This window comes from Thermanaeromonas toyohensis ToBE (genome assembly GCF_900176005.1).
Lineage (GTDB): Bacteria > Bacillota > DSM-521 > Neomoorellales > Neomoorellaceae > Thermanaeromonas > Thermanaeromonas toyohensis.
This window is the reverse complement of the sequence record NZ_LT838272.1, coordinates 412,906-439,119: the sequence shown is the minus strand read 5'-3', so window position 1 is coordinate 439,119 and position 26,214 is coordinate 412,906. Positions and strand designations below refer to the sequence as shown.

Here is a 26,214-nt window from a genome sequence, read left to right as displayed (position 1 = left end):
CCAGACAAATATTGAGATTGCTTTCACTTTTTCTAGATGGCCAGGTACTCTTCCTTTGTCCCCTCCGCTAAAATAAAAAAAGCCCCCTTTGTATAGAGGGACAAATTTAATAAAGCCTAAGCTTATTTGTTTTCCCTTTGGAGGTGCATAACTTGTAGCGCCAAATACAGGTTCACCAAGGCCTCAATATTATCCAGTTTCAGGGCTGTGATCTCCTCAATTTTCTTTAGTCTATACTTTAGAGTATTGGGGTGGATGAATAGCTTTCTTGCCGTCTCCTGTTGATCACCATTACACTGGAAATATACTTTCAAAGTATTAAGAAGTTCGTAGCCTTGTTCCCGGTCGTAATCTAGCAGTGGTCCAAGGATCCCTTGCCAGAAGTCCCGCAGCTCCAGCTCGCCTAATTTATAAAGCAGGCGGATTATCCCCAGCTCGCTAAAATAAGTGAGGGTTCCTCTACCTTTAAACAGCACCCCCAATTTAAGAGCTGTCTTGGCCTCTTGATAAGCCTTGTAAAGTTCCGTCACTCCGGTATAAAACTCACCCACCCCGGCGGAGAAGGAAAAACTGGGGGATCGCTTTAGAATATATCTCCGCAGCTCCCTTACCCAGTCTTCTATGGCTTTTTTCCTTTGGGGCTTATCCTCCTTTAAAGTGTAAGGTAGAAGGATGACCACCTGGCCCTTGATATCTAAAGCTATCGCCCCTCTCTTTTCGGCATAAGCCACTACTATTTCGTTAAACTTCTCGTTAATTTCCTTAAGTGTGATTTCGCTTGTCGTTGGAAGTCCTTGTTCTTCGTCTAGTTGAAGGACGAGCAAAGCATAAGGCAGGTTTAAATTCCACCCCCATGTCTTACCTCTATCTACCAAGCTCTCAAAGTCTTCGAAGTTATTGTAAAGGATCTCTAAAAGAAATTCTCTCTTATACTTTTTCTCCTGGTTTAAAAGGGCTTTCTCTTTCTTAAGTTCTATTAGTACGGGAAGGGATACCTCAGTAAGAAGATCGCCCAAATCCTTATTTACAGGGCCAACCATCTCCAGGACAAAAAGAAAGCCTTCCAACCGCTCCTCTCCTAAAGGTACAGCCGTGTAATTCACTGGAGACCCTTCGTCGTTCCACAGAGTGCCTTTAAGCAAGCGTCCTTTCAGTTCTGGCCAAGATGAAGGAAGGGGTACTGGTAGAGGCAGATGCTCAGGCCAAGGATATTGAACCCCTAGGAAAGGTTGGCCTGTCAAGATCCGGTAGGTGGCGTCAGTGATGATTACTGGATTCCGGAATTCCTCGGCGACTATCTTAGCCAGGCCTGTCAAGCCCTCTTCCCTCGCCATACTTAAAAGCAGGCGGGTTACAGGTTTAGGTTTCATCCCTCCCACCCTCATCCTTGCTTAGATGTTTCCGAAACATTTCCCAGACCGGGGCACTGGCGCTTGGGGAAACATCCTTTGTTTAAGTCCTTCACTTAGTTGCCTAAAGTTACAAAAAAGAACTTAGAATATTTGGCCTGTTTAACAAGGGTTTTAACCTCCCTGATAAACGGAAACGAAGGGAAGGTCCTGTAAGTATAGGATCTGGAAGACCAGGAATTTTATCTACCGTATCTGCCAGGCCTCTTTCTCCCTCCTCGAGGTTTAAAGCCCCTGTAGGGCAGGCTTCCACACATACCGGTAGTAGACCAGCATCCAGCCTGGCATAACAAAAATGGCATTTATCTACCTTACCCCTCTCCTGGTCAAATTGGGGGGCTTTATAGGGACACGCTTGGACACATCGGCCACAGCCATCGCAACGACCTGCCTCGTGAATCACCACCCCGTCTCTCCTTTTCCGGTAGGTGCGGTGAGGACACACCCGGAAACATTCTGGATGCTCGCAGTGGTTGCAGGCTAGGGAAAGATATAAGACTACTAACCCTTCCGGGGTGAGCCACTCTACCTCATATATCCGCCGGAAAGACTGGCCCTCTGCCAAATGATATTCACTCTTGCAAGCCAGTTCGCAGCTACGACAACCGATACAGCGCGTTATATCCAGCAAAAATACTCTGTATCCCATAAGACCTCCTTAAACTAGTAGCCTGCTCTGAAAATATGATGCCGCCTGTACGGCATGAGGGTAAAATAGTTATTTTATACTCGCGCTATATTTACAAAAGTTTCAAAGTAAGCGGGAGCCGGGGCCCCCGCTCCCTCTTTACCCAGGTCGGTTTCCACGCCACCCAATAACCTATTTATCTTTCCACCTGTTCCCCCCTGGTAACAGACGACCACCTGGGGAGGAACCCTTTGGGTCACCAAGACTGGTAAAACCAGTTCTCCCTGGTCGTTGTAAACCCGGACCAAGTCCCCGCTTTTTAGGTTTAACTTATCCGCTATAGCAGGATGCAACCGGAGCACAGGTTCCCGGCTACCAGATATCAACCATGGTAGATTTAAAAATTGGGAATTGTTACCTCCCTGGAAGTGAGGAGTCAGCAATCGGAAGGGATAAGGTGGAGGAGGTGAAAGGGGGCTTGTCAGGACGGGAATGGCCGGTAATCCCGCTTGCCTAGCCTTTGCAGAATAAAGTTCATACTTGCGCGAAGGGGTGGCAAAGCTAGGCTCCCCTCCTCTTTCGGGCATTTTAAGCTTGCGCGGGCCCTGCAAGAGCTCGCGGTAATCCTTGATACCTAGTAGCTGGTAAACATAAGGATTGAATTCGGCCGCTACCCACTCCTCTTCATCCCCACCAGTAGGGAAATTACAACTTCCAGGCGAGAGTTCATTAAGGCGCGCAGAAAGATTCCAGGCAATCTCCAGATCTGACTTGGATTCTCCTACTGGGGAGATAGCCTGCTGATTGATGGCTACCCACCAGTGCCAATAGCTAGGAATTATTTCCCATTCTTCAAACTGAGTTGTACAAGGTAAAAATAGATCAGCATACTGAGATGTGGAAGTCAAAAACTGGTCCACCAGAACCACCAATTCCATATTGGACATGGCTTGCTGCAAGGCTGCCGGATCCGGGGCCTGGGATAAGGGGTTGGCCCGGGCAATCCATAAGAATTTGACTGGGGGTTCCTGGGCCGCAAGTAACCCTTCTCCCGCCCTGGTGATGGGCAAGTACCGATGTTCGCCCTTGACCCCCGGTGGTGGCGACCAGTTCCTAGCATGAAAGTTGAATAGATCCCACGTCTGTAGGCTGGCGTAGTAAAGCCCACCACCAGAAGAACCAAGGCAACCAGCCAGAGCAGCCAGGGCGTTTATAGCCCGGATGTTCTGTCCGCCGTTGGTATACCTCTGGAGCCCCATGCCCTTCCATAAAGCTACCGGCCGATGCTCTACAAGGATTTTCGCCAGCTCTTCTATGCTAGCTTGGTCCACTCCGGCGACCCGATATATATCGGTATATTTTATTTTGTTTTGGAGATAAGATTTGAACTCCTCCCAACCTAAGAGATATTTTTTAGCAAAATCTTTTTCGTACCATCCCTTTTCTACCAGGTACTTAGCTACCCCCAAGGCCAAAGCGCCATCGCCGCCCGGGTTTACCTGGATATGAAGGTCAGCCTGAGCAGCAGTAGCTGTTATTAAAGGATCGATTACCACCACTAGAGCCCCCAGGCGACGAGCAGCATCTATAAAATGCATCTGATGGAGGGCTGTCCAGGCAGGGTTGGCCCCCCAGATTATAATTGACCGGGCGTTCGCCATAGTTTCGGGATCCGGTTGTAGATTGCGGCCCATGTCCAAGAGATTGGCCTCTAAACCGGCTGACCAGCACAAGTTTCCTTGAATTTTGGTTATAAACCCGAGGGCATCAAAAAAACCCTCTACGGCCAAGTGCAAAAGACCGAGGTGCCCATAATGCACATAAAGGGCTATGGGCCAAAGGGAGCCATAACGACCTTTAATTTCCAATATCTTACGCGCTATAATATCCAAGGCTTCTGTCCAGGAGATCCGCCTCCAGTTCCCGGAACCCCGGGGTTCCTGACGTAAAGGGAATACAACACGTTCGGGAGCATACACGCGCTGAACATAAGCATACCCCTTAGCGCAGAGGCGTCCCCGGGTAAAGCCATGCAAGGGATCCCCGGCAACTTTCTCTAAGCGCCCGTGCCGGACGTAAGAAAGCATGCTACAAGTACAAAAACAATTCCGTGGGCATACATTGCGGTAAACCTGGTATTCCTTTCCCAACACCATTTTTTCAGCACGCCTCGATTTCAAGGCTATAAATAATCTTTGAGAAACAGTATGGTAAGTTGGCCTATTTGTTTGGGTAAATTCAAATCGTTAGTAAGGAATATGGTAGCTTGGCTTTCGATTGCTGTAGCTAATTGTATGGCATCGGGTGTACGGATATGGTATTCGGCTCGGATTTCTGCACAGCGGACAGCTATCGGCAGGGTAAAAGGAATGATGGTCAGATTGGGATAGGAAGAAAGTAATATTACATATTCCATACAGATGTCTTCCCTACCAAGCGATTTAGGCTTTACCAGTATTTCTGCCAATGTTAGAGTAGAAGTAACCGCTTGAAATCTCCCTTGTTCTAAAGGGCTAAAAACGTCTTCCTTAAGTATTGTTGCCCTAGGAGCCGCCTCCAAGTAGTAAATAAAGCAGTTGGTATCAAGGGCAACTTTTTTATGACCACGAATAACTTTGGCTAATTCCCCCATGAATCCCGCTCCTTATTGACATAGCTGTCAGGATCTACCCCGTTCCATATCTCGCGGTGGAGACCTAAAAGACGTTCGGCATAACTCTTCGGTTTAGGGATTATTACTATTGTGTTTCCTGTTTTTTGGACTAAAATTTCATCCCCTTCAGACAAGCCAAGGCTTTTCCGGATTTTATAGGGCAAAACCATTTGGCACCTGGCTCCAAGTTTTAGGGTTTCAATAATGATATCCTCAGACATTGAACAAAAACCTCCTACACAATCGACAATCTTTATGTAGTTTTATTTTAAGGTATGAAAAAAGGAAACTCAATACTTAATTTGCCTAAGTTATCTCCTGTTTTGCACCTAGGACAGGCTACTTGGCTTTTGTTGGCAAATACCTTGTAGCGTGCAGGACTTGCATTATTTAAGCATAAGCGGCCAGCGGGAACTTTAGTTTCTAACTTCTACCTTCATAAAGTAGTACCGCAGGTAGGAGGCGGCTTTAGTTAACAGTTCTTCCGGGCAAGGGGGAAGTTGGGCAAGGGTCATATCAATAAGGGAACTTGAAGCCTTAAAGGGTTGCAAAACAAAGCATCTAGCTCCTAAAAGCCATTTTCCTATAGCTTTAAGATCCTCCAGGGTAATAAGAGTAGGAACTACTGTAGTGCGGAACTCATAAGCTATAGGGCTATTTTTAAGAATTTTTATGCTTTCTAAGAGAGCTGTCATCTCTACCTTAGTTCCGGCAAGTAGGTCGTACTTTTCAGGAGGCGCTTTAATGTCCATGGCCACATAATCTAGCAGGTTCTTTTCTAGAAGTCTAGCTAGCACACCCGGCTGGGTTCCATTGGTATCTAACTTTACTTTAAATCCCTTATTCTTTAGTTGAACCAGGAAATCTTCCAAACCTTTACTTAAGGTGGGTTCCCCTCCGGTTACACAAACCGCCTCTACTAGATGGCGCCGTCGCTCTAAAAGCTTTATAACTTCCTTAGCTGGGAAAATAGGTAAAACCTGGGGACGTAAAACCAGATCCGCATTGTGACACCAAGGACAGCGAAAATTGCAACCGCCACAAAAAAGGGTGGTACAGACCTCACCCGGAAAATCCACCAGGCTAGTCTTGTGTACCCCCCTAAAATACAGCTCCTCATAGGTGGGAGAAAGGCTATCATTCATCTTTATATTTTTTCCTTTCATCCTGCTGCTCCCTCCAGTAGGAAGGTCCGGCGCATGTTAAATTCAGCCTGTTTACCCTTATTCCAATTTTTGACCGGCCGGTAGTAGCCCACTATTCTGCTCCACACTTCAGTTTCCTGGCCGCAAGAAGGGCATGTCCATTGCTCCCCTGCAAGGTATCCATGTTCTGGGCAAACACTAAAGGTGGGGGTGATGGTTAGGTAAGGTAGGCGGAAGTTAGTAAAAACCCTTTGCAAAAATTTGCGGCAAGCCGTAAGGTCCGTTACCCTCTCGCCTAGGTAAGCATGAAAGACAGTACCGCCCGTGTACCTGATCTGTAGCTCATCCTGGTGCTCCAGGGCCTCGAAAACATCGCAGGTAGCGTCTACTGGTAAGTGGGTGGAGTTGGTATAATAGGGTTCTTGCCTTCCCGAAGTTATAATATCTGGATACAGGGACTTATCTAGCCTCGCCAGGCGGTAAGAGGTTCCTTCAGCCGGAGTGGCTTCTAAATTGAAAAGCTGTCCTGTCTCTTCTTGGTAAGAAGTCAAGACTTCCCGCATGAAATCCAGGACTTTTAAGGCAAATTGTCTACCTTCCGCCGTCTCTATACCCTGCCCCAGGAAATTAAGTAAAGCCTCATGCATCCCTACGATGCCAATGGTATTAAAATGGTTCTCCCAATACCTGCCAAAACGTTCCTTAACATGCCGTAGATAGAAACGGGAGTAAGGGTAAAGGCCTTGTTCCGTTAATTTCTCCAGCACACCCCTCTTTATGAGCAAGCTTTCTTTGGCCAGGTCCATATACTGCTTCAGTTTAAGGAAAAATTCTTCTTCTGTAGAGCTTAAGTATCCTAGCCGGGGCAGATTTATAGTGACTACTCCGATGGATCCTGTAAGGGGGTTAGCACCGAAGAGACCGCCCCCTCTTTTCTTAAGTTCCCGGTTATCCAGCCTCAAGCGGCAGCACATGCTCCGGACATCTTCGGGCTTTAGATCAGAGTTAATAAAGTTAGCAAAATAAGGGATGCCGTACTTAGCAGTCATAGCCAGGATACGCTCAGCCACCGGGCTCTCCCAAGGGAATTCATCGGTGATGTTATAGGTAGGGATGGGGAAGGTAAAAATGCGCCCCCGGGCATCCCCTTCCATCATTACTTCGCAGAAAGCTTGATTTAGCCAATCCACTTCCTTCTGAAATTCACCATAGCAAGCTTTCTGCCGTTTGCCCCCGATTATCACCGGCTCGTTAGCTAGTATCTGGGGTACTACTACATCCAGGGTAATATTAACAAAGGGGGTTTGGAACCCTACCCGGGTGGGCACGTTAAGGTTAAAGATAAATTCTTGCATGGCTTGCTTTACTTCGCGATAGTCTAAGCCGTCATAACGAATAAAGGGCGCGAGATACGTATCGAAGTTAGAGAAGGCTTGGGCACCAGCCGCCTCGCCCTGGAGGGTATAAAAGAAGTTGGCAATCTGGCCCAATGCTGTGCGGAAATGTTTGGGCGGGGCGCTCTCTACCTTCTGGCCTACTCCAGCAAAGCCGGTTTCCAAAAGATCCGCTAGGTCCCAGCCACAGCAGTAGGGCGCAAGTAAACTCAAATCATGAATATGTATGAAACCTTCCTCATGGGCCCGGCGTATTTCTGGAGGATACACTTTCTCCAGCCAATATTTAGAGGTTACTGCCGAGATAATATGGTTGTTTAAGCCCTGGAGGGAATAGTTCATGTTGCTGTTTTCGTTAATACGCCAGTCGCGTCCGTCCAGGTAGTCCTGTACCATTTTCTCTACATTAACTAAAAGATTCCGGAAATCCCTCCACTCCGCGTGCTGCTGGCGATAAAGGATGTAGGCTTTAGCCGTCCGGGCATGCCCATTCTCTATCAAAACCTTTTCTACTAAATCCTGCACATCTTCCACTGTAGGTAAACGATCTGTAAATTTCTGGGCAATTAGTGCTGTAACCTGGTTGGCCAGTTCGCAAGCCAGCCTCCGATCCTGGCCCCCTACAGCTTTAGCTGCTTTAAAGATGGCATTGATTATCCTTTCTTGGTCAAAATCAACTACCCGGCCATCTCGTTTGATTATTTTCTTGGGTAACACCTTTGGCTTCCCCCTTATCCTGGGTTAAACCTGCTTTCGTATCAAAGTGGCGTTTCGACATAAAAAGGGAAATTCCTTCCGCGTTTAGTCGTTTGGCCCCATTTACCTCGCTTTTCCAACAATTACCACAGCGGCAGCAAAAAGGGCTGAGGCGTAGGCCAGCAACACTACTAAAGAAAAAGGTAAGAGTTCCCCCCTCTGGGCTAGGGCCCGTAAGGCATAACTAGCATGTGTAAGGGGCAGGACATTGATGATATAGGTCACAAGGCGGGGCAAATGTTCCGGTGAGAAAAAGGTCCCACTTAAGAAGGACATGGGTAAAATAACAAAGGTAGAAAAGTTAGACATATCCTCGTGGGAGTTGATGGTCATGGCCGCCACCACTCCCAGAGCAGAAAAGAGAAAGCTAGTCAAGATAATTATTACAAAAAACCATGGATTAAGGAACATAGAAGAACCAAAAAGAAAAGCCAGTACCAGGATAATAAGGGAGGCCACTAACCCCCGCACAGTGCCACCCAAGGTAATACCTAATACTAAACTTATGCTGCTTATGGGAGCCAGGAGATATTCTTCTAGGGTTTTATAATACAAGCGGCTCATGTTAAGGGAGAAACCGACAGCATTGAAGCTCGTGCTCATGGCCGAAAGGGCAATAATACCGGGTACTACAAAGTCCAGATAATTATAGCCATTAAGCCTTATCCCCCTACCTAAACCCCAACCGAAGGCTACAAGATAAAGAAGGGGACTTATGAGTCTTGAGGCCAAAAACTTGTAAAAGGTGCGCCTGAAGGCCAGCATCTCGCGCCAGAAAACAGTATAAAACTCGATTTTTATCACCACCTTAACTTAAGGCGTATCTTAGTTAATCTGCCTCGACCTTGCGGCCGGTCAATTCTACAAAAACATCTTCTAAGTTGGACTCCCTTATAACTATATTGCCGGAGAGTTCGCGCGCATAGCCTAGAGCCTCCTCTCGGGAAGAAAAGAAGCGGTATTCTGTTTCCTTATCCTTAAAAGTTTCCACTACTATCCGCCCTACTTTTTGCTTTAGCTCAGCCGGGCTCCCCAAGGCGATAAGTTTCCCCTTATCCATAATGCCTACCCGGTGGCAAAGGGCTTCGGCCTCTTCAATATAGTGGGTGGTAAGAAGAACAGTCACCCCTTCATTATTTAGCCGCCGGATAAAGTCCCAGATCTTGCGCCTGGCCTGGGGATCTAGACCCACGGTAGGCTCATCCATAAAAAGAACCCGGGGCTTATGTAGGAGGGCTCTTATAATCATAAGGCGCCGTTTCATTCCCCCGGAGAAAGTGCCCACCAGATCGTCAGCCCGCGCTTTAAGTTCCACGAAATCTAGGAGTTCTTCTATCCGCCGGTTCCGCTCTGGAGCAGGTATATGGTAAAGCCGTCCATGGAGCTCTAAGTTTTCCCAAGCAGTAAGTTCGTTATCAAGGTTAAAGTGCTGCGGTACTACACCGATGACCTGGCGCACTTTGGCGAGATCCCGGCGTATTTCATAGCCCGCAATGTAGGCTTCGCCCGAGGTAGGGCGCGTGAGCATAGTCAACATGCGAACAGTAGTGGTTTTCCCCGCACCATTAGGCCCCAGGAGTCCAAAAATTTCGCCTTCATGTATCTTTAAGTACAGATTATCTACTGCCCGGATCTGGCCATAGCATTTAGTGAGGCCCAGGATTTTAATCAACTGCTCAGTTTTCACCCTTTCTAATGACTTGGAGACCAAAGGATGTGGAACCATAGTTTTTAACTGGGTATTCTACTTAAAAACTCTAAATCCCTTCTTTTAAAGGCCCCTGCTTTAGATGGTTATCGGCCACTATTTTAAGTAGTTAACTGGTGCAACCGGTATCACTTGCAAACCCCAAGGCGATTCATTTACTGCTGCTTCTATACCATAGACCATTTTGATATTTTCTGGTGTTAATACGGCCTTAGGTACCCCAGCCGCAAAAATACATCCCTGGTATAAAAGAAGTAAACGATCAGTATAGCGGCCAGCTAGATTTAAATCATGTAGAACAACTATTACTACCCGGCCATAGCTTTTGGCTAGTTCCCGCATAAGCGCCAGGACTTCCAGCTGATAGCGCACATCCAGCGTAGCCGTTGGCTCATCCAGGAGAAAAACCTCCGGTTCCTGGGCCAGGGCACGGGCAATAAACACCTTCTGTCTCTGACCGCTGGAAAGCTCATGGAGCTGCCGATCCTCCATGCCAGTTAACCCTAAGTAGGCTAGAGCCTGGGAAACCACAGCCAGATCCCGCTGGCTCACTCCCCAGGTAAGGTGGGGCCTGCGTCCCTGGAGAACTGCCTCTAAAACTGTACAGGAAAAGGCCTGCCCGTTACCCGGTGGAGGCACATAGCCTAGATAACGCCCTACCTCCCGGCCACGCAAGTTAGCCAGGCTTTTCCCATCCAGAAATATGGTTCCCAGGCGAGGCCGTAAGACCCTGGCCAAGAGCCGCAAAAGAGTACTCTTCCCGGAACCGTTGGGGCCTACAATTCCTAAGACCTCTCCAGGTTCCACTTTAAAAGTCACGTCTTCCAAAACCGCTACACTCCCGTAGGAAAAACAAACCCCTTTTACTTGAAGGCGCACCCCCAAGTCCCTCCTACTACCCCCACCACTGTCTCTTCTTCTTAACCAGCAAGTAGATAAAAAACGGCGCGCCAATAAAAGCAGTAATGATTCCCACTGGTAACTCAGTAGGCGCTATAATAGTCCGGGCCAGGGTATCGGAAAGAAGCAACAGCACTGCCCCCATCAAGCAGGAAGATGGTATAAGAAACCGGTTGTCGCTGCCAATGAGCAGGCGGCAGATATGGGGCGAAACCAAGCCTATAAAGCCAATAATCCCCGTAAAGGCAACTGCTGCCGAGGCGACCAGGGTAGAAAGCCCTAGTGTGAAAAAGCGTACCCGCTTTACATTTACCCCTAGGTTTGCTGCCACTTCTTCCCCAGCCCCCAGCACGTTTAAGTCCCAGGCAAAGTAGAGGAGCCCCAAAATAGAACCCAAAACTATGGGCGCTAGCACCCCTACAGTCTGCCAGTTCGCTCCCCAAAACCCTCCCATCAACCACACTACCAGTTCCCTTAAGGCCTCATGGTTGGAAATGTACTTTAAAAGGGAGACGCCAGCCTGAAAGAGATAGCCAACAGCTACCCCTCCCAGCACCAACACCTCTGGGGCTAACCCCTTAAGGGCAGCTAAACAAAAGGCCAAAACCATGGTCAAAGCCCCGAAAATAAAGGCGTTGGTAACGATCAGCCACTTGGAAAGAGTCAAATAGCTCCCGCCCAGTAAACCTGTCCCCAGTACAATGGCCATGGCCGCTCCAAAGGCTGCTCCGCTAGAAAGACCTAACGTATAAGGAGAGACCAGGGGGTTGCGTAAAACCCCCTGCATTACTGCCCCGGCACCGGCTAAGCTCATCCCCGTAAGGACAGCCAGAAAAGCGCGGGGAAGGCGGAGCTGCCAGACCACTGTTTCCGCCAGCTCATTTTCTGGGAAAGTCTTTAGGCCCCAATGGGAGAGGATAGCCCTCCCCACATCCCTTACACTTATCCCGGCAGCTCCTAAAGCCGTGGAAAAAAGTATACTTCCCACAAGCACGCCCAGCAAAATAATGAGAAAAAACACCTTGCGACCAGTATGACGGGAATAAGCCTTTCTAATAGCTAGTAAATTCTCTTCCGCAAGGCCATGTACTTGGCCCAGTAGGTCCATAACCCGTTGAGCTCCTCTCTGGTTAAAACTACCCCAAGAGGAATTTATCCAAATTAACGAGCTTGCGGATAAACCCAGGTTCCTTTTAATTCTAACCCGTGAAACCGGCTTAAAAATTCTTTATGGATAGCCTCAGGATCAAGGTCGGCAAAAAGCTTTGGATAAAGCCACTTGGCAAAGTAAGCTATACCCACCGACGCTCGTGGGCCAGTGTAAATTTCACTAGAGATGACGTAAACCCGGCCCTCTTTTACGGCCCGGATCTGCTGCCAGCCGGGACGGGAAATAATCTGCTCCCGCATTTTCTTCATCCCTTCCTCAGGAGCCCCATAGCCATGTTTAACACGGCTGCTAGCAGCTTTAATAATAACCTGCGGGTTTTTGCTCACTACCCACTCCGGGCTAACCGTAGGGTAAGGGACAGACTCATGCGCTGCAATATTTTTCCCACCAACCAATTCCAGCATCTCCGCCCCGCCGGAACCGGGTCCGTTGGCACTATAATCAGTATAGCCCTCCAGGTAAACAGGTACCTTCTCCTCGGGCTTAAGGTCTTTTACACGTTCCGTAACCTGCTTTAAGGAGTTTTCAAACAGGGCTACATATTCCGCGGCTTCTTTTTCCCTACCCAGGATCTGGCCCAGGGTTTTTATGTCCTGAGCCATGGTTTTTACTTTGTAACAGTCCAGGTAAACTAAAGGTATGCCGGCAGCCTCGATCTTTTGAGCCAATTCGGATTTGAGGAACTTTCCGTAGCCAAAAACAATATCCGGCTTAAGTTCTAAAATCTTTTCCACGCTAGGGGTAAAAGCCTGTCCCACTTTGGCCTTGTCTTTAATAAGTGGTGGGAAGTCAGCAGTATCAGCTACCCCTACAATTTTATCTTGAGCTCCCAGGGCACAGATCACCTCCGAGACATCGCTGTTGACGGAGACTATGCGCTGGGGTGGGCAGGGAACTTCTACCTGCCGGCCTAAAGAGTCGGTGATGGTAATTTTTCCCTTGGCTGGCTGTGCCGTCTGTTTTTGAACGCAACCTGTTAAGGTCGATAAAATAAGCACTAAACCAATTGCTAATCCTAAAATCCTCCGGGTTTTCACTTTTTAAAAACACTCCCTTCCTCAAAACTTTAGGGCTCGGGATAAGCCCATTTGCCTTTAAAAGGCACCTCAAGCCACTTCTCGAAGTATTCCTTTAAAATTTGTTCGGGATTAACATCCTGGAAATGTTCAGGATGAAGCCACTTGGCCAGGTAAATAACCTCCACAAACCTACCCAGACCTGAGATATTTAAAAAGTAAACTTTTTTATTTTCTACCGCTTTGGTTTTGCTTAGCACGGGATTCTTCTTTACCTCTTTCTCCAGCTCTTTAACCTTATTTAGATCTTGTATGTTGTAGCCCAGACCATCGCTAGTATAAACCATCACCAGAGCTTCAGGATTTTTACTGAGTACCCACTCCCCACTTACTTCCGGTGTTTCCGGCGAAGCAGGGAGTTCGCTGGCCAGGTTGATCCCTCCGGCTAAATTTATTGCTTGGTCGTAGGAAGAACCCGGGGCAAAAGTTTTCCAAGTTCCTTTAGTAAAGTAAGTTGTCCAAAGGCATAGTATCCCCGGTTTATTTTTGCTCCCGGCCAGACGCTTCTCAATAGTTGCTAGATGTTGGTTTTTCCACTGTAGAAACTGCTGTGCTCTTGCTTCTTTACCAAAGACTTTGGCCACCCGGAGAAAATCCTCATCGTATTTATCCAGATAGTAGAAATCTACGCCAATTACCTTAATCCCTAGGGCCTCAATCTTATCCCTTACTTCTTTAGACGGATATTTGCCATAGGTAAGCACCGCCTCTGGCTTAAGCTCCGCTATTTTTTCCACATTTGGCTGAGTCCATTTACCTACCAGGGGCTTGTTCTTTAGGCCCAAGAATGGCATATTCTGCACGTTATCGCTTACGCCCACTATTGCTTCATCCGGCACTTTTAAAAGGCGCATGGCTTCAGCAATGGAAGGGGTCAATATCACTACCCGCTGCAACGGTCGGGATAGGCTAATAGTTTTCCCTGCAGCGTCGGTAATCACAATCCCAGCGGTTTCTGGTTTTTCTTTTTGCTGTCCGCATCCAGTCAGCCAAACAACAAGCATAATAGCAACAATGATAAAACTTGCAAAAGCACTCTTTTTTAACTGCATCACCCAACCCCCTCAAAATTTAAATTTGCTGCCGCACAACTCTTGTGGCTGCTCAAAAGCTTGTTACTGTCTGCCCTAGAACCTGATTCTGCAAGGCCTTCTTTTGAAGAGCTGCCGCTTGGGTGAAGTCGGTAGCTTCTAGTCACTTTCCTCTACCTCCCTAATTTTTCTTTAATCTCCCGCATTTTAGCTCCCCAATCGGCTACCTCTTCAGCGGTGAGGATGTCAATAGCGCCTCCCTGGAAGTCGCCTTTAACTTCGCCCATCTTCTCCTCTAGCCATCCTTCAATCTCCAGGTAATATTCTTTTAAGCCCTCCAGCACCTCGGGGTCGGCGTTCCACAGGCCCCGCTGGTGGGCCTCCAATAGCCTGCGAGCGATTTCCTCCAAAGCCCAAGGATTGTGCTCTTCAAAGAAGCGACGGTTTTCCTCATTTAACACAAAGGTCCGGGTAATATCATCAAAGATCCAGTCATCCACTTCCTGGGTAGTAGCTTCCCAACCGAAGACCCGTCCGATTCTCTTGGAAATGTCTCCGGCGCCCTTGTAGCCGTGCCTCTTCTGGCCTTCGATCCACTTAGGATTGAGTAATTTGGTACGTACCACCCGCCGAATTTCCTCTGCCAAGGTCCGCACTTCCACGTGCTCGGGCTCCCTAGTGTCGCCGTAGTAGGTCTTCACCTCTTTACCAGAAGCCACCCGGGCAGCAGCAGTCATACCGCCGTGGGTACCGAAATAGCAACAGCAGCCAAACAGGTCGTATTCGTCGGTGACCACCTTATTGTAGGTAATGTCTACAGTCTTAAGGCTAGCCTTAAGCTGGCGGAAGGCCTCTTTCCCAAAGACGCCCTTGCCGTAAGCATAGCCGTTCCAGTAAAGGAAGATGTCCGCCAGGTCTTTTTCATCCTTCCAGGCCGAAGCGTAAACGGCCAGGTTTACCCCCGCCTGGTAAGTACCTGGCTTGGAAGCAAAGATGCGGAAGGTGGCCTCTCTAAAGGCCTGCGGGTCCTTCTGGCCGTTCAGTTGCTCTAACGTGTGCTTGCGCACGTAATTCTGTTCTAGGGGCTCCTCTAGAGCTGCCACAAGCTGGATAGCCTCATCCAAAAGCTCTATACAATTGGGGAAGTTATCCCGGGTGATACCAGAAACCCGTACGGTCAGGTCAATGCGCGGACGCCCCAGCTCTTCTAGCGGAATAACCTCGATACCCGCCACCCGGCCGTTGGGCAGCCACTTGGGCCGCACACCCAAAAGGTAGAACATTTGCCCTAAGCCTTCACCATCTGCCCACATAATGTCGTTAGCCATCCAGTAAAGGGCAATGTTCTCTGGGTAACGGCCCTCTTCGGCCAGGTGTTTTTCCAGGATCTTCTCCGCTAGGCGCTTGCCTACTTCCCAGGCCGCGCGGGTAGGCACCCGGTAGGGGTCGAGGGAATAAAAATTCCTTCCCGTGGGTAGAACATCATCCCGCCCCCTGGTGATAAGCCCCGAGGGGCCAGCAGGAATATACTTGCCATCAAAGCCGGCCAAAAGGGATTCTATCTCCTCGGAGGCTTCAATGCGCTGGTTCAAATCCAACACCCGAGGCAAAAGGGCGTTTACTTCCGCCAAAGCCTCAGGGCAGAGGAACTTATCCCCTAAGACCTCCTGGGCAAAGGCGGGGTCCACTTCCTGGCCTTTTAGGAAACGGCCAATAAAGGCCTTAGCCGCCGTCTCAACTTCTTCCAGAAGAGCGCCGTAGGATTTGCCAAAGCGTAAGGAAAACCTCCCCTGGTCAGCCAAAAGCTCGGCCAGATCCAGATCCATAAGCTTGGCCACGGCCCGGCGCAAAGAAACCTTTTCCCCCACGTCAAAGCGCAAGATAGAGTTAATGAACTCTATGCGCCGCTCTCCTTGCGGTAGCTCACCAAAGATGTGCTGGCCGTCCTGGATTTGCGTGTTGCGGACAACTGAGAGCACAGCATGGGCCTTTTCAGCTATGGCGGCGAAGTTCCCATGGCCGTCTTCCACAGGGATTTGTTTATCCAGGTTGGTCTTTTGGATCTCTTTAATAATTAAATGTTCTAGGGTATGGGCCCGGGCCGGATCGGCTACCTTGGCCTTTTCGTACTCCTCCAGATACCGCTCCAGCTCGGCCAACTCGTCGTAAAGTCCGCCCCCAGTCATCACCGTCTGCATGTGGTCTACTAGGGTGGCGTAGCTTCTCCTTTTGGCGATGGTTCCCTCCGGCGGGTTATCCGCATTATAAATGTAAAGGTGGGGGAGAGTGCCGATGGCCAGATCAGGATAACATTCCCTGGAAAGGCCCACTCCCTTGCCGGGTAAAAACTCTAGGTTACCGTGGGTACCTACATGTACAATTACATCCGCCCCAAAGTCCCGCTCTAGAAAACGGTAAGTAGCCAAGTATTGATGGGGAGGCGGGAGGTCTGGGTCATGGAGAATCTTGCAGACCTGTCCATCACAGCGGGCACCGGCGCATCCCCGCTTGGGCTGTACACACACCACGGCGTTGCCATACCTAACTCCAGTTATAACAATCTTACCCTGGTAGACCATGGCCGCAGGTACACCATTCTTAGGTTCTCCCGGCGGGGTACCCCAGGCCTGGATAACCCGTTCCTTCACCCGGGGGGAGAGCTTATCGAACCACTCTCGGTACTCTTCCACAGTCATAAGCTTTAATGCTCCGCCTTTAGAAACGATCTCTTCCACAGTAGTCCAGCGGAACTCAGAAATAGCTTTACGTTCCATTATGGTATCGATTAATTCCTTGCCGCTCGCTGGTGCTTCCACCCGGTAACCCTCTTCTTGCATCCGCTTTAAAATCCTGGCCACGCTCTCTAAAGTATCCAGATTAGCACCCCCGCCTACCGTGGCCTCTACAGAAGCGCAAGGGTTGTTATGTAGGATAAAAGCCACACGCCTTTTCTCCACTGGTTTCTCTTGTAAATTTATCCATTTGGCCACACGATCAGCTAGGCGCTCCACCCGTTCCAGCACCGGCTGTCTTACTTCCAGCTCTCCTTCCCTCTGGGCCCCACCCAAAAATATAGGCTCGATAACCCCTTCAAATTCAGGTAAAGCTATGCTCCAGGAGATGTCCTGGTTTAATCCCTGGGGATCGGCCAACCATTCCTCAATGGTCTTATAAAAGGAAATAACAGGCTGGAAAACGGGAACCCCTAGTTCCTTTAGGATATTAACACCAGAGGCCGCGACCCCTTCCTTAATTACCTCATCTGTGCGGGCCCGGGCTGTTAAGAAAAAGGAAATAAGCTTAAGGAGAGCCCTTATACGGCTCCGGCCGGGAGATTCTAAGAAAAACTCCCTAACTATCTCCCCCGCACCCTTGGTGCCCAGGCTTTCATCTTTGAGGGGGTAACAGAAAACTGGAACAACGCCTAAGCCCCGGGCCTCTAACGCTCGAATAAGGGCATCCTCTACCTCTAGGTTTCTATTCACCCAGTGGTTGCGGGCGAAGAGAATGCCCACTAAGGGAGATTCGCGCTTATACCAGGCCAGATAATCTTCTATGGAAGAAAAATAGAAAGGGGCCTCAGGGTGATAAATTCCGTCCCAGGGGTAAATCAACGGTTCCTCCACCTTAAAGGGGGCACCTAGAACCGTGGCGGCGAGGTAAATAAAGAGGCGAGCGAAATTTTCTTCCCCATTTTGTACAATGTACTCATACCCCTTGGCTACAGTTTCTGCAGGCACTGTAGAAAGGGACCATAAGGAGGGGTCATGGGCTAAAGAGACCACCGGCCGGTTGAGCTCCCGGAGGAAACCCTCCAGTTCTTCCCAAATGGTTTCCCCTGTAGAACGGTAAAGGAAGACGAGATCAGAAGCGGCCAAGTCCGCCTGGGCCATCTTTAGATCTTCTTTTCCTTCTTGCAAGTTGCGGGCAGAATATACCTTTACTTTAAGGCGATCCTGTACCTTGGCCGCTGCCCTGCGCATGGTGGTAGCGTAACTGTGCCATACAATGGCGGTGATTTTCCGCATGGCTTTTTCCACCCCGCTAAAAAGAAAAAGTAAAGGCCACGAAAAAACCTGTCCTCCTTGGCAGGAGTTAAGGCCTCCGTGGCCTTCCTTTAAGATTCAAGCCACACACATACTTAAGCTACCAAAGATAGCTCTCTATACTCACCCCGGTGGCTCCGGCCACCTTTATTTTAATAAAATATTATTCGCCCTGTTTTTTTTACTTCCTCCTATGACCCCATGGTCTATCTACTCCCTAAAATCCCCGCTAGCTTCTCATAATCTAACCTTAAGTCCTGGAAAGGCTGGCGCCGCATGCGGTGGATCAGGGCCAGTTCGGCAGTTTCCCGGATGTCCTCTTCAGTCACTTGTGTACGCCCCTCTAGGGCAGCATGGGTCTTAGCCGCCTTCATCATAACGAGGTCCGCCCGATGCCCATCTACTCCCATCTCAATAGCTGTCCGGGCTATTAAAAGAAGCATTTCCTCAGGAATATAGACTTGGGGTAAAAGCAGGCGGGCTTGCACAATCTTTTCTTGTAATTTCCGCTGCTCCTCTTCCCAAGCTAAAAGGAAACCAGCCGGGTCATCTTCAAAGGCCGCCCGGCGCTTTACAATTTCTACCCTTAAAGCCGGATCTGTAACCCCTGTAATGTTTACACATAAGCCAAAGCGGTCCAGGAGCTGTGGCCTAAGTTCCCCTTCTTCCGGGTTCATAGTACCGATTAAAATAAACTGGGCCGGATGAATGAAGGATACCCCTTCGCGCTCGACAATGTTAACTCCCATGGCCGCCGCATCCAGCAAAACGTCTACCAGGTGATCGTCCAGAAGGTTAACTTCGTCTACGTAAAGGATACCCCGGTTAGCCAAAGCTAAAATCCCTGGTTCAAAACGCTTTTCACCCCTTTTTATAGCGTGCTCCACGTCCAGAGTTCCCACTACCCGGTCCTCAGTAGCGGAAACTGGCAAATCCACCACCCGCATCTTTCTTCTTAAACGGGGAAGCTTCTCCCCATTATCTAGACGCTGTCGGCAGCCCTCGCACATGGCAGTGGGGTCCTCGGGATCACAACTGAAGGGACAATCAGCCACCACCTCTATTTCAGGTAGGAGCTGGGCTAAGGCCCTGACCGCCGTAGATTTGGCAGTACCCTTCTCCCCCCGGATAAGCACCCCAGAAAGCTTGGGATTAATAGCATTTAAAAGCAGGGCCTTTTTCATTAAATCTTGCCCCACTATGGCAGTAAAGGGATAAACGTATCTCTCCATAAATTGCCTTCCTCCCCATCTCTTAGAAAGACCAAAATTAGCGCTAACCTTGGTCGTACCAAACCACTTTAAGGAGGTTTTCTTCGCGGTACTGGGTGTTGGAAGACACCAATCCTAGCTTTATGAACTACCTTTAAAGGACCGGATGGCTTTAACTAGGATATCAGCCTTCAAATCTTCGATTTTGTAATACTGCGCTTCAAGCCCTTCCGCTAACTTTCGGGCTAGGCCAAAGGAAAGGTATCCCTCTTTTTCTACATCTATTACCAAGGTTTTTATCCTTCTTTCCTCCCGGATAACCCCGGCTACCCGCTGGACATCTTCCCAGGGCTTGCCTCCTGTCAGGCTCACATTAGCCCTGCCGTCAGAGACAATTATCATCATGGGTGCCAGGTAAGGATCTTTAAGCAAGTGAGCGCGTAATACTTCATAGGCTTTCCATAACCCAGCAGCCAGGGGAGTACGTCCCCCGGTAGGAAGCTCGGCCAGGCGCTTTTCGGCCAGCTCTACGCTGTTGGTGGGAGGCAATAAAACTTCAGCCTTTTCCCCCTTAAAGGCTACCATGCCTACCCGGTCCCGCTTCTGGTAGGCATCTATAAGTAGAGAAAGTATAGCCCCCTTGGCTGCCACCATGCGCTGCTCAGCACCCATAGATCCCGAAGCATCCACTACAAACAACAGGAAATTCCCGATGCGCCTCTCCCGCACTTTTTCCCGTAGGTCAGAACTTTCAATCGCCAGAGCTAGCCCATTCCTTGGCCTTACGTTTTGGTAAGGTGCAGCAGCCCGTAAGGTGGCATCAAAGGCTAGATCCTGTCCACCGCGCCATAGGGTAGCCCGAACATAACGGCCAAGCTTGGTGGGAGTCCTGGTCCGCGAGCGCCGACCAGAGCCTCGGCGTAATTTGCGGTCCCGCTGGTATTCGATCCGCTTTACCGGGAAGGGTTCACCCATGCTAAAAACTGTTTCCCGGCCGGGTGAAGGAAGCTTCTCTATCTTTCCTTCCTCCTGAGTTTCTTCTGTAGTTAAAGATTCTTCCGTCCTTTTAGTGCTTGAGACCTCCCAGCTAGAGTTCTCCTGGCTTGAGGATGGCCCCGTTTCATTTTCCTTGGGCTCTCCCCCATCATCTGTAGAGGGAGGCGAGGGGTTCTGGAGTTCTTCCCTTTCCTGCGGTGGCATTATTTTACGCCGCCGGTGGTATAAAACGAGATCAGCCACCCTTTCTACATCTTTAGCTTCTACTACCCCGCGCCCCTCCCAGGCGGCTAGAGCCCGGGCAGCTTCCGCCATAGTGATCTCCGCCCGCTGCCCGGCCGCTTTAGCTTCTTCCACAAGTTCCGCAATAAGGGCTAGTACCGGTGGGGGCAAGGTAACCTGCGGTAAGAGGGCACAAGCTTTTTTGATTCTTTCCCGCATCTCTTGTTCTTGCTCGGCGAAAGAAGCTAGAAAACCTAAGGGATCGTTATCAAAGGCTTCCCTTCTTTGGAGGATGGCCACTCTATCCTTAAGGTCAGTTATTCCCTCCACCGGTACACAGAGGCCGAAGCGATCCAAAAATTGGGGCCGTAGTTCCCCTTCCTCAGGGTTCATGGTGCCTACCAAGACAAACCGAGCAGGGTGGACAAAGGCTATACCCTCACGCTCTACCACATTGACCCCTGAAGCAGCTACATCGAGCAATATGTCTACCAGATGATCATCCAGGAGGTTAACTTCATCTACATAAAGGAAACCCCGGTTAGCCTGGGCTAAAATCCCCGGTTCAAAGCGTCGCCGGCCCTGGCGGAGGGCATATTCCATGTCAAGGGAGCCTACCACCCGGTCCTCGGTGGCTGAAACGGGAAGATCCACTACGGGAACCGGGCGGGTAATAGAGGCCAAAGTCTCCCCTGCTGCCCGGCGTTCCTGGCAAAAGGGGCAAAGTCTGCAGGTATCCCGGGGATCACAGTTGCAGGGGCACCCGGCCACCACCTCAATTTCCGGCAAGAGATTAGCTAAGGCCCTCACCGCCGTGGACTTGCCCGTCCCTTTTTCACCCCGCACTAGTACCCCGCCTATCCGGGGGTTGATAACATTAAGGATAAGGGCTAACTTCATCTTGTCCTGGCCTATAAGGGCAGTAAAGGGATAAACATAACGTCGGTAGGCCGGCATAATACCTCTTATTTCCTCCGTTAGCCAAAGGATTTAGATCTCCTAGGGAAAAATTAAGGCCACTCTGACCCCTCCCCCTCCCAGGGGACCCCGAGGCCTCCGTGGCCTGTAATATGTATTCTTTTAATTCTCCATACTACGCCTATTTCCTCCTTCTTTTAGGGTAATCCTTAACAGCGTTCTGCTGACCCTTAATGGAACACTTAGTTCAGTTCCCTTGTTAAGGGTTCAGGCTTTTGTAGCTTCATATACTCTATCCATCGCCTATTACTTTATTCACCAAGCTTATAAACCACTTTCCTAAACAAGTTACCGGATCCTTTTCTCTAGAAAGGAGAAGGTCTCCTGGTCCTCCCAGGTAGCCCTGGATAAACTTATAGCCTGCCTCCAGCACAGTTTCAGCCGGTAAAAGCCCCCATTCGTATTCGTCACACAAATGAATTAAGCCTGCCGCCAAAGCTACCAAGGCCGGATCTTTTTCTATCTGAACCAAACATTTTAGGTACTGGTCCCGGTTAAGATTAAACCCTTCCCGGACAGCCTGGCGCCAGAAATCTTCCGCTCGCCACCCATACCGCTCAAGTCTTACCAAGAAGCTGCACTGGCGCTCTGGATTTAGCCCAGTTTCCTTCTCCAGCGCTTCCTTGACGGCCTCCTTTACCGCTACACCTATCAGTTCTCCCAATTTGGAATGCTTACCAGCATCAGAAAACATATAAGGGGATTGAGGATTAGCTACCGCAATTATTTGATCAGTCCCTGATCCGGTAGCAATGCCCCGGGAATAACGGCTGGGGGCCATAAGCTCCTGAAGGGCGGCAGCCTTGGCTTCCGTAGCTGTAATTAGCGTACGTACCAGGGTAGGGGGAGGAAGGTTTCCTTCGATAAGTAGAATGATGTTAATGGTCCCGGGGGTAAAAATCCACTGGCCATCGATTTCATAATACCGCGCTGGATCTCCAGCCCGGCCTCCGTTCACATCTACCCCGGCAGTAACTATGGCGCTAACTTCTAACTCTCGAAAGCTTATAGTTTTGACAGCAGCATTTTCCATATGAGCTGCTGTAAACAACCCCGCTGTATGTTCCCGGGAAAGCCCTAATGTATCTACCAGATAATCAAAATAGCCCTGGAGGCTCCCCCCTGGTAAGGTGGAAGGATCATGTCTATCTGCGGGAATGTGATGGTTGAATATAGCTTTTAAATCCTCACGGTATCCACCGTTAAATCTCGCTGTGCTTACTACCCGGCGGGGGCCAGGGAAATGGACAATAAGGGTGTCCTTCTCAATCTTATACGGGAGCATGGCCTGCTTCCTCCCTATCTGCTTTAGGTATAACTCTGCCCCTTCCTACACTTGCACAAGGCGAAGCCTGGTTAACCTCTGCCCAGGCCTCCTGCCTAGGCCTCTCCTGGGGCTTACAGAAATAATCTATTAGGTTTTTCCAGTTAGAACAGTAAATAAATCCTTGAGCTAGGTTTCCATAAAGATTAAAGGCCTCCTTCTGAGATCGTAAAGTATAAACTTCTTTGCCCCTGGCCACAGCCTGGCGAAGGAGTTCTAAATTTCGCCTATTTAATAACCCCACGGGGTACCCAGCATCCACCACCCAACTTACCCGCTCCAAAAGCTTGCTCGCCTTTTTAAAGGCCTCTAAACTTATTTCCTCGAAGGGCCTCTCACTTATAATGGTAGCCCCTATAGCTCGGGCGATATAGTAATCAATATCATTTTCGTGAATTACCCCCGTAAGGATACCAAACCCCCTCTTGGCCAGAATGCGATACAACGTAGCCGCCCTTCCTCCTCCACCGAATACGTATATTTCGGGATGGCCCCTTGCTTTTAACTCCAGGCTTCCCAGGTATTCATTAAAACAAGCATCCTTAATATCATATAGCTCGGCTATTATGTTCTCTGTTAAAATTTCTTCCGGGGGCCCCCAAGCCAAAATTTTTCCATTTTTAACTAGTATGGCTAACTCACAGGTTTTAAGGGCGAGATCTAGATCATGCAAAGAAGCGATTATGGTAATACCCTTTTCCCCGGACAGGTGACGTAAAATAGAAGTGACTTCCAGACGGTGACGTACATCTAAATGGGTGGTCGGTTCATCTAAGATAATCAGTTCAGGATCCTGGGCCAGGGCCCGGGCTAACAATACTTTCTGTTTTTCCCCATCGCTTAACTCACCAAAATATCGAAAGGCTAGGTCCTGGGCATGGACTAAGTTTAAGGCTTCCCATACCTTTTTATTATCTTCTTCCTTAAGCCGGCCCCAGATTCCGGTATAGGGATAGCGCCCCATGGCTACCAGATCAAAGACTCTCAATAATTCTACTGATACGCGCTCTGTCAGAACTACGGCCATATGTTTAGCCAGATCCTTAGCTAGGAAGTGGTATAAGCTTTGGCCTTTAAGATAGACCGCCCCTTTCTGGGGAGCCAGTAACCCGGCCAGGCAGCGGAGGAGGGTAGATTTCCCCGACCCGTTAGGTCCTAAAAGGCAGATAAACTGACCCTTAAAGGCTTTAAAATTTACCCCCTCCACTACCTTACGATCCCTGTAGCCAATAGCCAGCTCCTTAGCCTCCAGCACCTTCATAAAGCCGTCCTCCTTTTAAGCAAAAGGCTTACTATTAGAGGTGCGCCGAAAAAAGAAGTCAGGGCGCTTACGGGTAATTCTACAGGGCTAAGTATTGATCTGGCCAGCAAATCACAGAGGCTAGTAACTACTGCGCCAAGTAAAACTACAGCAGGGAGAAGGATTCTGTTATCGGAGCTGCCTAAGAGAAGCCTGGCCAGATGGGGAACAGCCAGGCCGATAAAGGCCACCGGCCCAGCAAAGGCAGTAACAGCACCTGTGAGGGAGCTAGCTAAGACTACTATGGTTACCCGTAAAGCCTTGATACTTACTCCCATACTGCGGGCGTAGTTTTCTCCTAATAAAAAGGCATTTAAGGGTTTACCTAGAAAAAATGAAAAGGCTAACAAAGGGACGGCAACCATCACCAGAAGGTAGACCTGTTGCCAAGTAAAACCCGAAAAACTCCCCAAAGTCCATAACACGAAACCATGTAGCCTTTCTTTTTCGGCCAGGGCAACTAGGATGGTAGTTATTGCACTACACAGGTAGCCCATCATAAGACCAGTAACTAAAAGGGTTATTATGTTTTGAACCCGCGCAGCCAGGATCATAACTAGCACCATGACCCCCAAAGCACCCGTCAAAGCTGCTCCGCTTAAAAACAAAGGGGAAAACCTAGTCATCCCTAGGGAAAGGCTAGTAAGCATAGTTAAGGCTACCATCAGGGTGGCACCAGACGAAACCCCTAGGACATAGGGCTCCACTATAGGATTGCGGAAAAATACCTGGAGGAGTAGGCCGCTGGTAGCCAAGGAGGCTCCCCCAATGATAACACCTAGCGTCCGGGGAAACCTGATTTCCCAGATTACGGCTGTATTTACCCCCTTTCCCGTTGGCCCCTCTCCAAGGATGCGGACCACTTCTCCCAAGGATATAGAAACTGAACCCAGCGCGATATTTAAAAAAAAGATAAGGCACAAGAGGCCCACAAAGGCTAGAAAAATAAACCAGTATTTAAGCCATGGGTTAATAAAGCTTCGCAATCGCCATCCCGCCTTAAGAAAAGGCTTATGAGCTTAAGTCCTACCATTTATTTGTTTAAGTTCATTTAGGTGGTAGCAGCAAGAAGTGCTTGATCTGGTAGCCAGCAAAACTTGCAGGATGTAAGATGGCGGCTAGATCCTCTATCTGCTCAGCGGTTTTATCCAAGGACTGATAGTACCAAGGCTGGAAAGCCCAAACTTTATTTTCTTTCACAGGTTTTATATCCGCTAGCACCGGACCCTGCTGTACAAGTTTTTCCAGGGAAGAAATTCCGTAATTGGGGCTACTAGCATAAATAAAGATATCGGCCTCCTTACTCCGGGCATAAAATTCTTCCAGGCTAATGGTGACACTACCTCCCTTATCAGCTTCTAGATCTTTAAAGACATAATCGCCCCCTGCTAAATCGATCATCCTGGCTACATAGGAACCACCCGCGGGTACATATACCTTACCCTTGAAGATGCTTCCCCACACCACCTTCGGCCGCTGTCCAGAACCAACCTTTCCTTTTAGGCTTTCTACCTTTTTAACTGCATCTTCAAAATAACTTTCGGCTTCTTGGCCCTTGTTGTAAAATGCAGCCATAAATTTAATCCATTCTAGCCTCCCTAGGGGCTCCTTCTCTAACCAGCTATTGTTTACGGCATAAGGTATACCTAGCTCATCCAGTTTTTTTACAATTTCCGAACCTCCCATAGCTCCCGTGTAGATAAAAACAACCTCCGGCTTTAAGGCCTTTATTTTTTCATAATCTGGAGCCATAGAGCTTCCAAGATAAGTGATAGTACCTCGTTCGAGGCCCTCTTTAACTTTATCGATGTACCACTCTTCCTTTTTACTGGTTACTCCTACAATACTATCCAGTTCCCCCAGCGCCTTAAGCAAGGCGGCATCTGTAGTGGAAAACACCGCTACCCGCTTAACCGGCGTATATATCGCCGGCAAATCCTTATACTCGGCCGGCGGCTTCTTCCCTTGAGGCACTAGAAGTAAAGTCCGGCTTTCGCCATCAGTAATCTTTTGATATCCCCCAGGTAGCTTTTCTATTTTGAATCCGGTGGCATACTTAAGATTTAACGCTTCCACCGGAGCAGAAGCTTCTTTCTTTGTTCCACAACCGTTTAAAAAACTTAAGGCGAAAAATGTAATAAGTAAAATATAGAAAGAGAGGAGAAACAAATTTAATCTATGGGGAAATTGGGGCTTAGGCTTCCGGATAAATTTATCATTAAATCCGCAGGGATTAATCATAACTATGAACCCTCCTAATCAATAG

At 49.0% G+C, this 26,214-nt stretch carries 20 protein-coding genes; all 20 read right to left on the bottom strand.

All coding sequences use genetic code 11. The features are described 5' to 3' along the window. Nucleotides 1–122 precede the first annotated feature (122 nt). The 20 genes from B9A14_RS02120 to B9A14_RS02025 all read right to left on the bottom strand — a co-directional run bounded on the left by B9A14_RS02120 (nt 123) and on the right by B9A14_RS02025 (nt 26,189). Nucleotides 123–1,370: a PucR family transcriptional regulator gene (locus B9A14_RS02120; protein WP_172839011.1), complete on the bottom strand. Its 1,248-nt coding sequence runs from the start codon at nt 1,368–1,370 to the stop codon at nt 123–125. A gap of 109 nt (nt 1,371–1,479) precedes the next feature. Beyond that, nucleotides 1,480–2,058, bottom strand: a complete 579-nt coding sequence (locus B9A14_RS02115) for a 4Fe-4S dicluster domain-containing protein (RefSeq protein ID WP_084663554.1) — start codon at nt 2,056–2,058, stop codon at nt 1,480–1,482. Between the two features lie 74 nt (nt 2,059–2,132). Next, on the bottom strand, nt 2,133–4,193 hold the full coding sequence (locus B9A14_RS02110) for a molybdopterin-dependent oxidoreductase (protein ID WP_084663552.1): 2,061 nt from the start codon (nt 4,191–4,193) through the stop codon (nt 2,133–2,135). A gap of 26 nt (nt 4,194–4,219) precedes the next feature. Further along, nucleotides 4,220–4,669 carry a type II toxin-antitoxin system VapC family toxin gene (locus B9A14_RS02105; protein WP_084663550.1) on the bottom strand — a complete coding sequence of 150 codons (450 nt, stop codon included), beginning with the start codon at nt 4,667–4,669 and terminating at the stop codon, nt 4,220–4,222. Continuing rightward, nucleotides 4,657–4,911, bottom strand: a complete 255-nt coding sequence (locus tag B9A14_RS02100) for an AbrB/MazE/SpoVT family DNA-binding domain-containing protein (RefSeq protein ID WP_084663548.1) — start codon at nt 4,909–4,911, stop codon at nt 4,657–4,659. The genes B9A14_RS02105 and B9A14_RS02100 overlap by 13 nt, the downstream gene beginning before the upstream one ends. A 195-nt stretch (nt 4,912–5,106) precedes the next feature. Beyond that, a complete protein-coding gene (locus B9A14_RS02095) occupies nt 5,107–5,856 on the bottom strand; it encodes an anaerobic ribonucleoside-triphosphate reductase activating protein (RefSeq protein ID WP_231967876.1) in 750 nt (249 codons plus the stop codon). After that, a complete protein-coding gene (locus tag B9A14_RS02090; protein ID WP_084663546.1) occupies nt 5,853–7,946 on the bottom strand; it encodes a ribonucleoside triphosphate reductase in 2,094 nt (697 codons plus the stop codon). The genes B9A14_RS02095 and B9A14_RS02090 overlap by 4 nt, the downstream gene beginning before the upstream one ends. A gap of 102 nt (nt 7,947–8,048) precedes the next feature. Further along, complete coding sequence (locus tag B9A14_RS02085) at nt 8,049–8,792, bottom strand: ABC transporter permease (protein ID WP_231967875.1); 744 nt, start codon at nt 8,790–8,792, stop codon at nt 8,049–8,051. A 22-nt stretch (nt 8,793–8,814) separates the two neighbouring features. Beyond that, entirely contained in the window at nt 8,815–9,657 is an 843-nt protein-coding gene (locus B9A14_RS02080) for an ABC transporter ATP-binding protein (RefSeq protein WP_084663544.1), read from the bottom strand. A 132-nt stretch (nt 9,658–9,789) separates the two neighbouring features. Continuing rightward, nucleotides 9,790–10,572, bottom strand: coding sequence for an ABC transporter ATP-binding protein (locus B9A14_RS02075; protein WP_084663542.1), 783 nt, complete (start codon nt 10,570–10,572; stop codon nt 9,790–9,792). Nucleotides 10,573–10,588: 16 nt separating this feature from the next. Beyond that, nucleotides 10,589–11,701: a FecCD family ABC transporter permease gene (locus tag B9A14_RS02070; RefSeq protein WP_084663540.1), complete on the bottom strand. Its 1,113-nt coding sequence runs from the start codon at nt 11,699–11,701 to the stop codon at nt 10,589–10,591. A 53-nt stretch (nt 11,702–11,754) separates the two neighbouring features. Further along, nucleotides 11,755–12,801, bottom strand: coding sequence for an ABC transporter substrate-binding protein (locus tag B9A14_RS02065; protein WP_084663539.1), 1,047 nt, complete (start codon nt 12,799–12,801; stop codon nt 11,755–11,757). Nucleotides 12,802–12,830: 29 nt separating this feature from the next. After that, the gene (locus tag B9A14_RS02060) at nt 12,831–13,892 is read right to left on the bottom strand and encodes an ABC transporter substrate-binding protein (RefSeq protein ID WP_084663537.1); all 1,062 of its coding nucleotides are present in this window, start codon (nt 13,890–13,892) and stop codon (nt 12,831–12,833) included. Between the two features lie 152 nt (nt 13,893–14,044). Continuing rightward, a complete protein-coding gene (cobN, locus tag B9A14_RS02055) occupies nt 14,045–17,899 on the bottom strand; it encodes a cobaltochelatase subunit CobN (protein WP_084663535.1) in 3,855 nt (1,284 codons plus the stop codon). Between the two features lie 224 nt (nt 17,900–18,123). After that, nucleotides 18,124–19,149, bottom strand: coding sequence for a magnesium chelatase ATPase subunit I (locus B9A14_RS02050; RefSeq protein WP_084663533.1), 1,026 nt, complete (start codon nt 19,147–19,149; stop codon nt 18,124–18,126). Between the two features lie 120 nt (nt 19,150–19,269). After that, nucleotides 19,270–21,303: a putative cobaltochelatase gene (locus B9A14_RS02045; protein WP_084663531.1), complete on the bottom strand. Its 2,034-nt coding sequence runs from the start codon at nt 21,301–21,303 to the stop codon at nt 19,270–19,272. A 253-nt stretch (nt 21,304–21,556) separates the two neighbouring features. After that, a complete protein-coding gene (locus B9A14_RS02040) occupies nt 21,557–22,609 on the bottom strand; it encodes an adenosylcobinamide amidohydrolase (RefSeq protein ID WP_084663529.1) in 1,053 nt (350 codons plus the stop codon). Continuing rightward, complete coding sequence (locus tag B9A14_RS02035; RefSeq protein WP_084663527.1) at nt 22,596–23,909, bottom strand: ABC transporter ATP-binding protein; 1,314 nt, start codon at nt 23,907–23,909, stop codon at nt 22,596–22,598. Before B9A14_RS02035 ends, B9A14_RS02040 begins: the two co-directional genes overlap by 14 nt. Next, complete coding sequence (locus tag B9A14_RS02030) at nt 23,906–24,934, bottom strand: FecCD family ABC transporter permease (protein ID WP_197686548.1); 1,029 nt, start codon at nt 24,932–24,934, stop codon at nt 23,906–23,908. Before B9A14_RS02030 ends, B9A14_RS02035 begins: the two co-directional genes overlap by 4 nt. A 61-nt stretch (nt 24,935–24,995) precedes the next feature. Then, a complete protein-coding gene (locus B9A14_RS02025) occupies nt 24,996–26,189 on the bottom strand; it encodes an ABC transporter substrate-binding protein (RefSeq protein WP_084663525.1) in 1,194 nt (397 codons plus the stop codon). Nucleotides 26,190–26,214 lie beyond the last annotated feature (25 nt).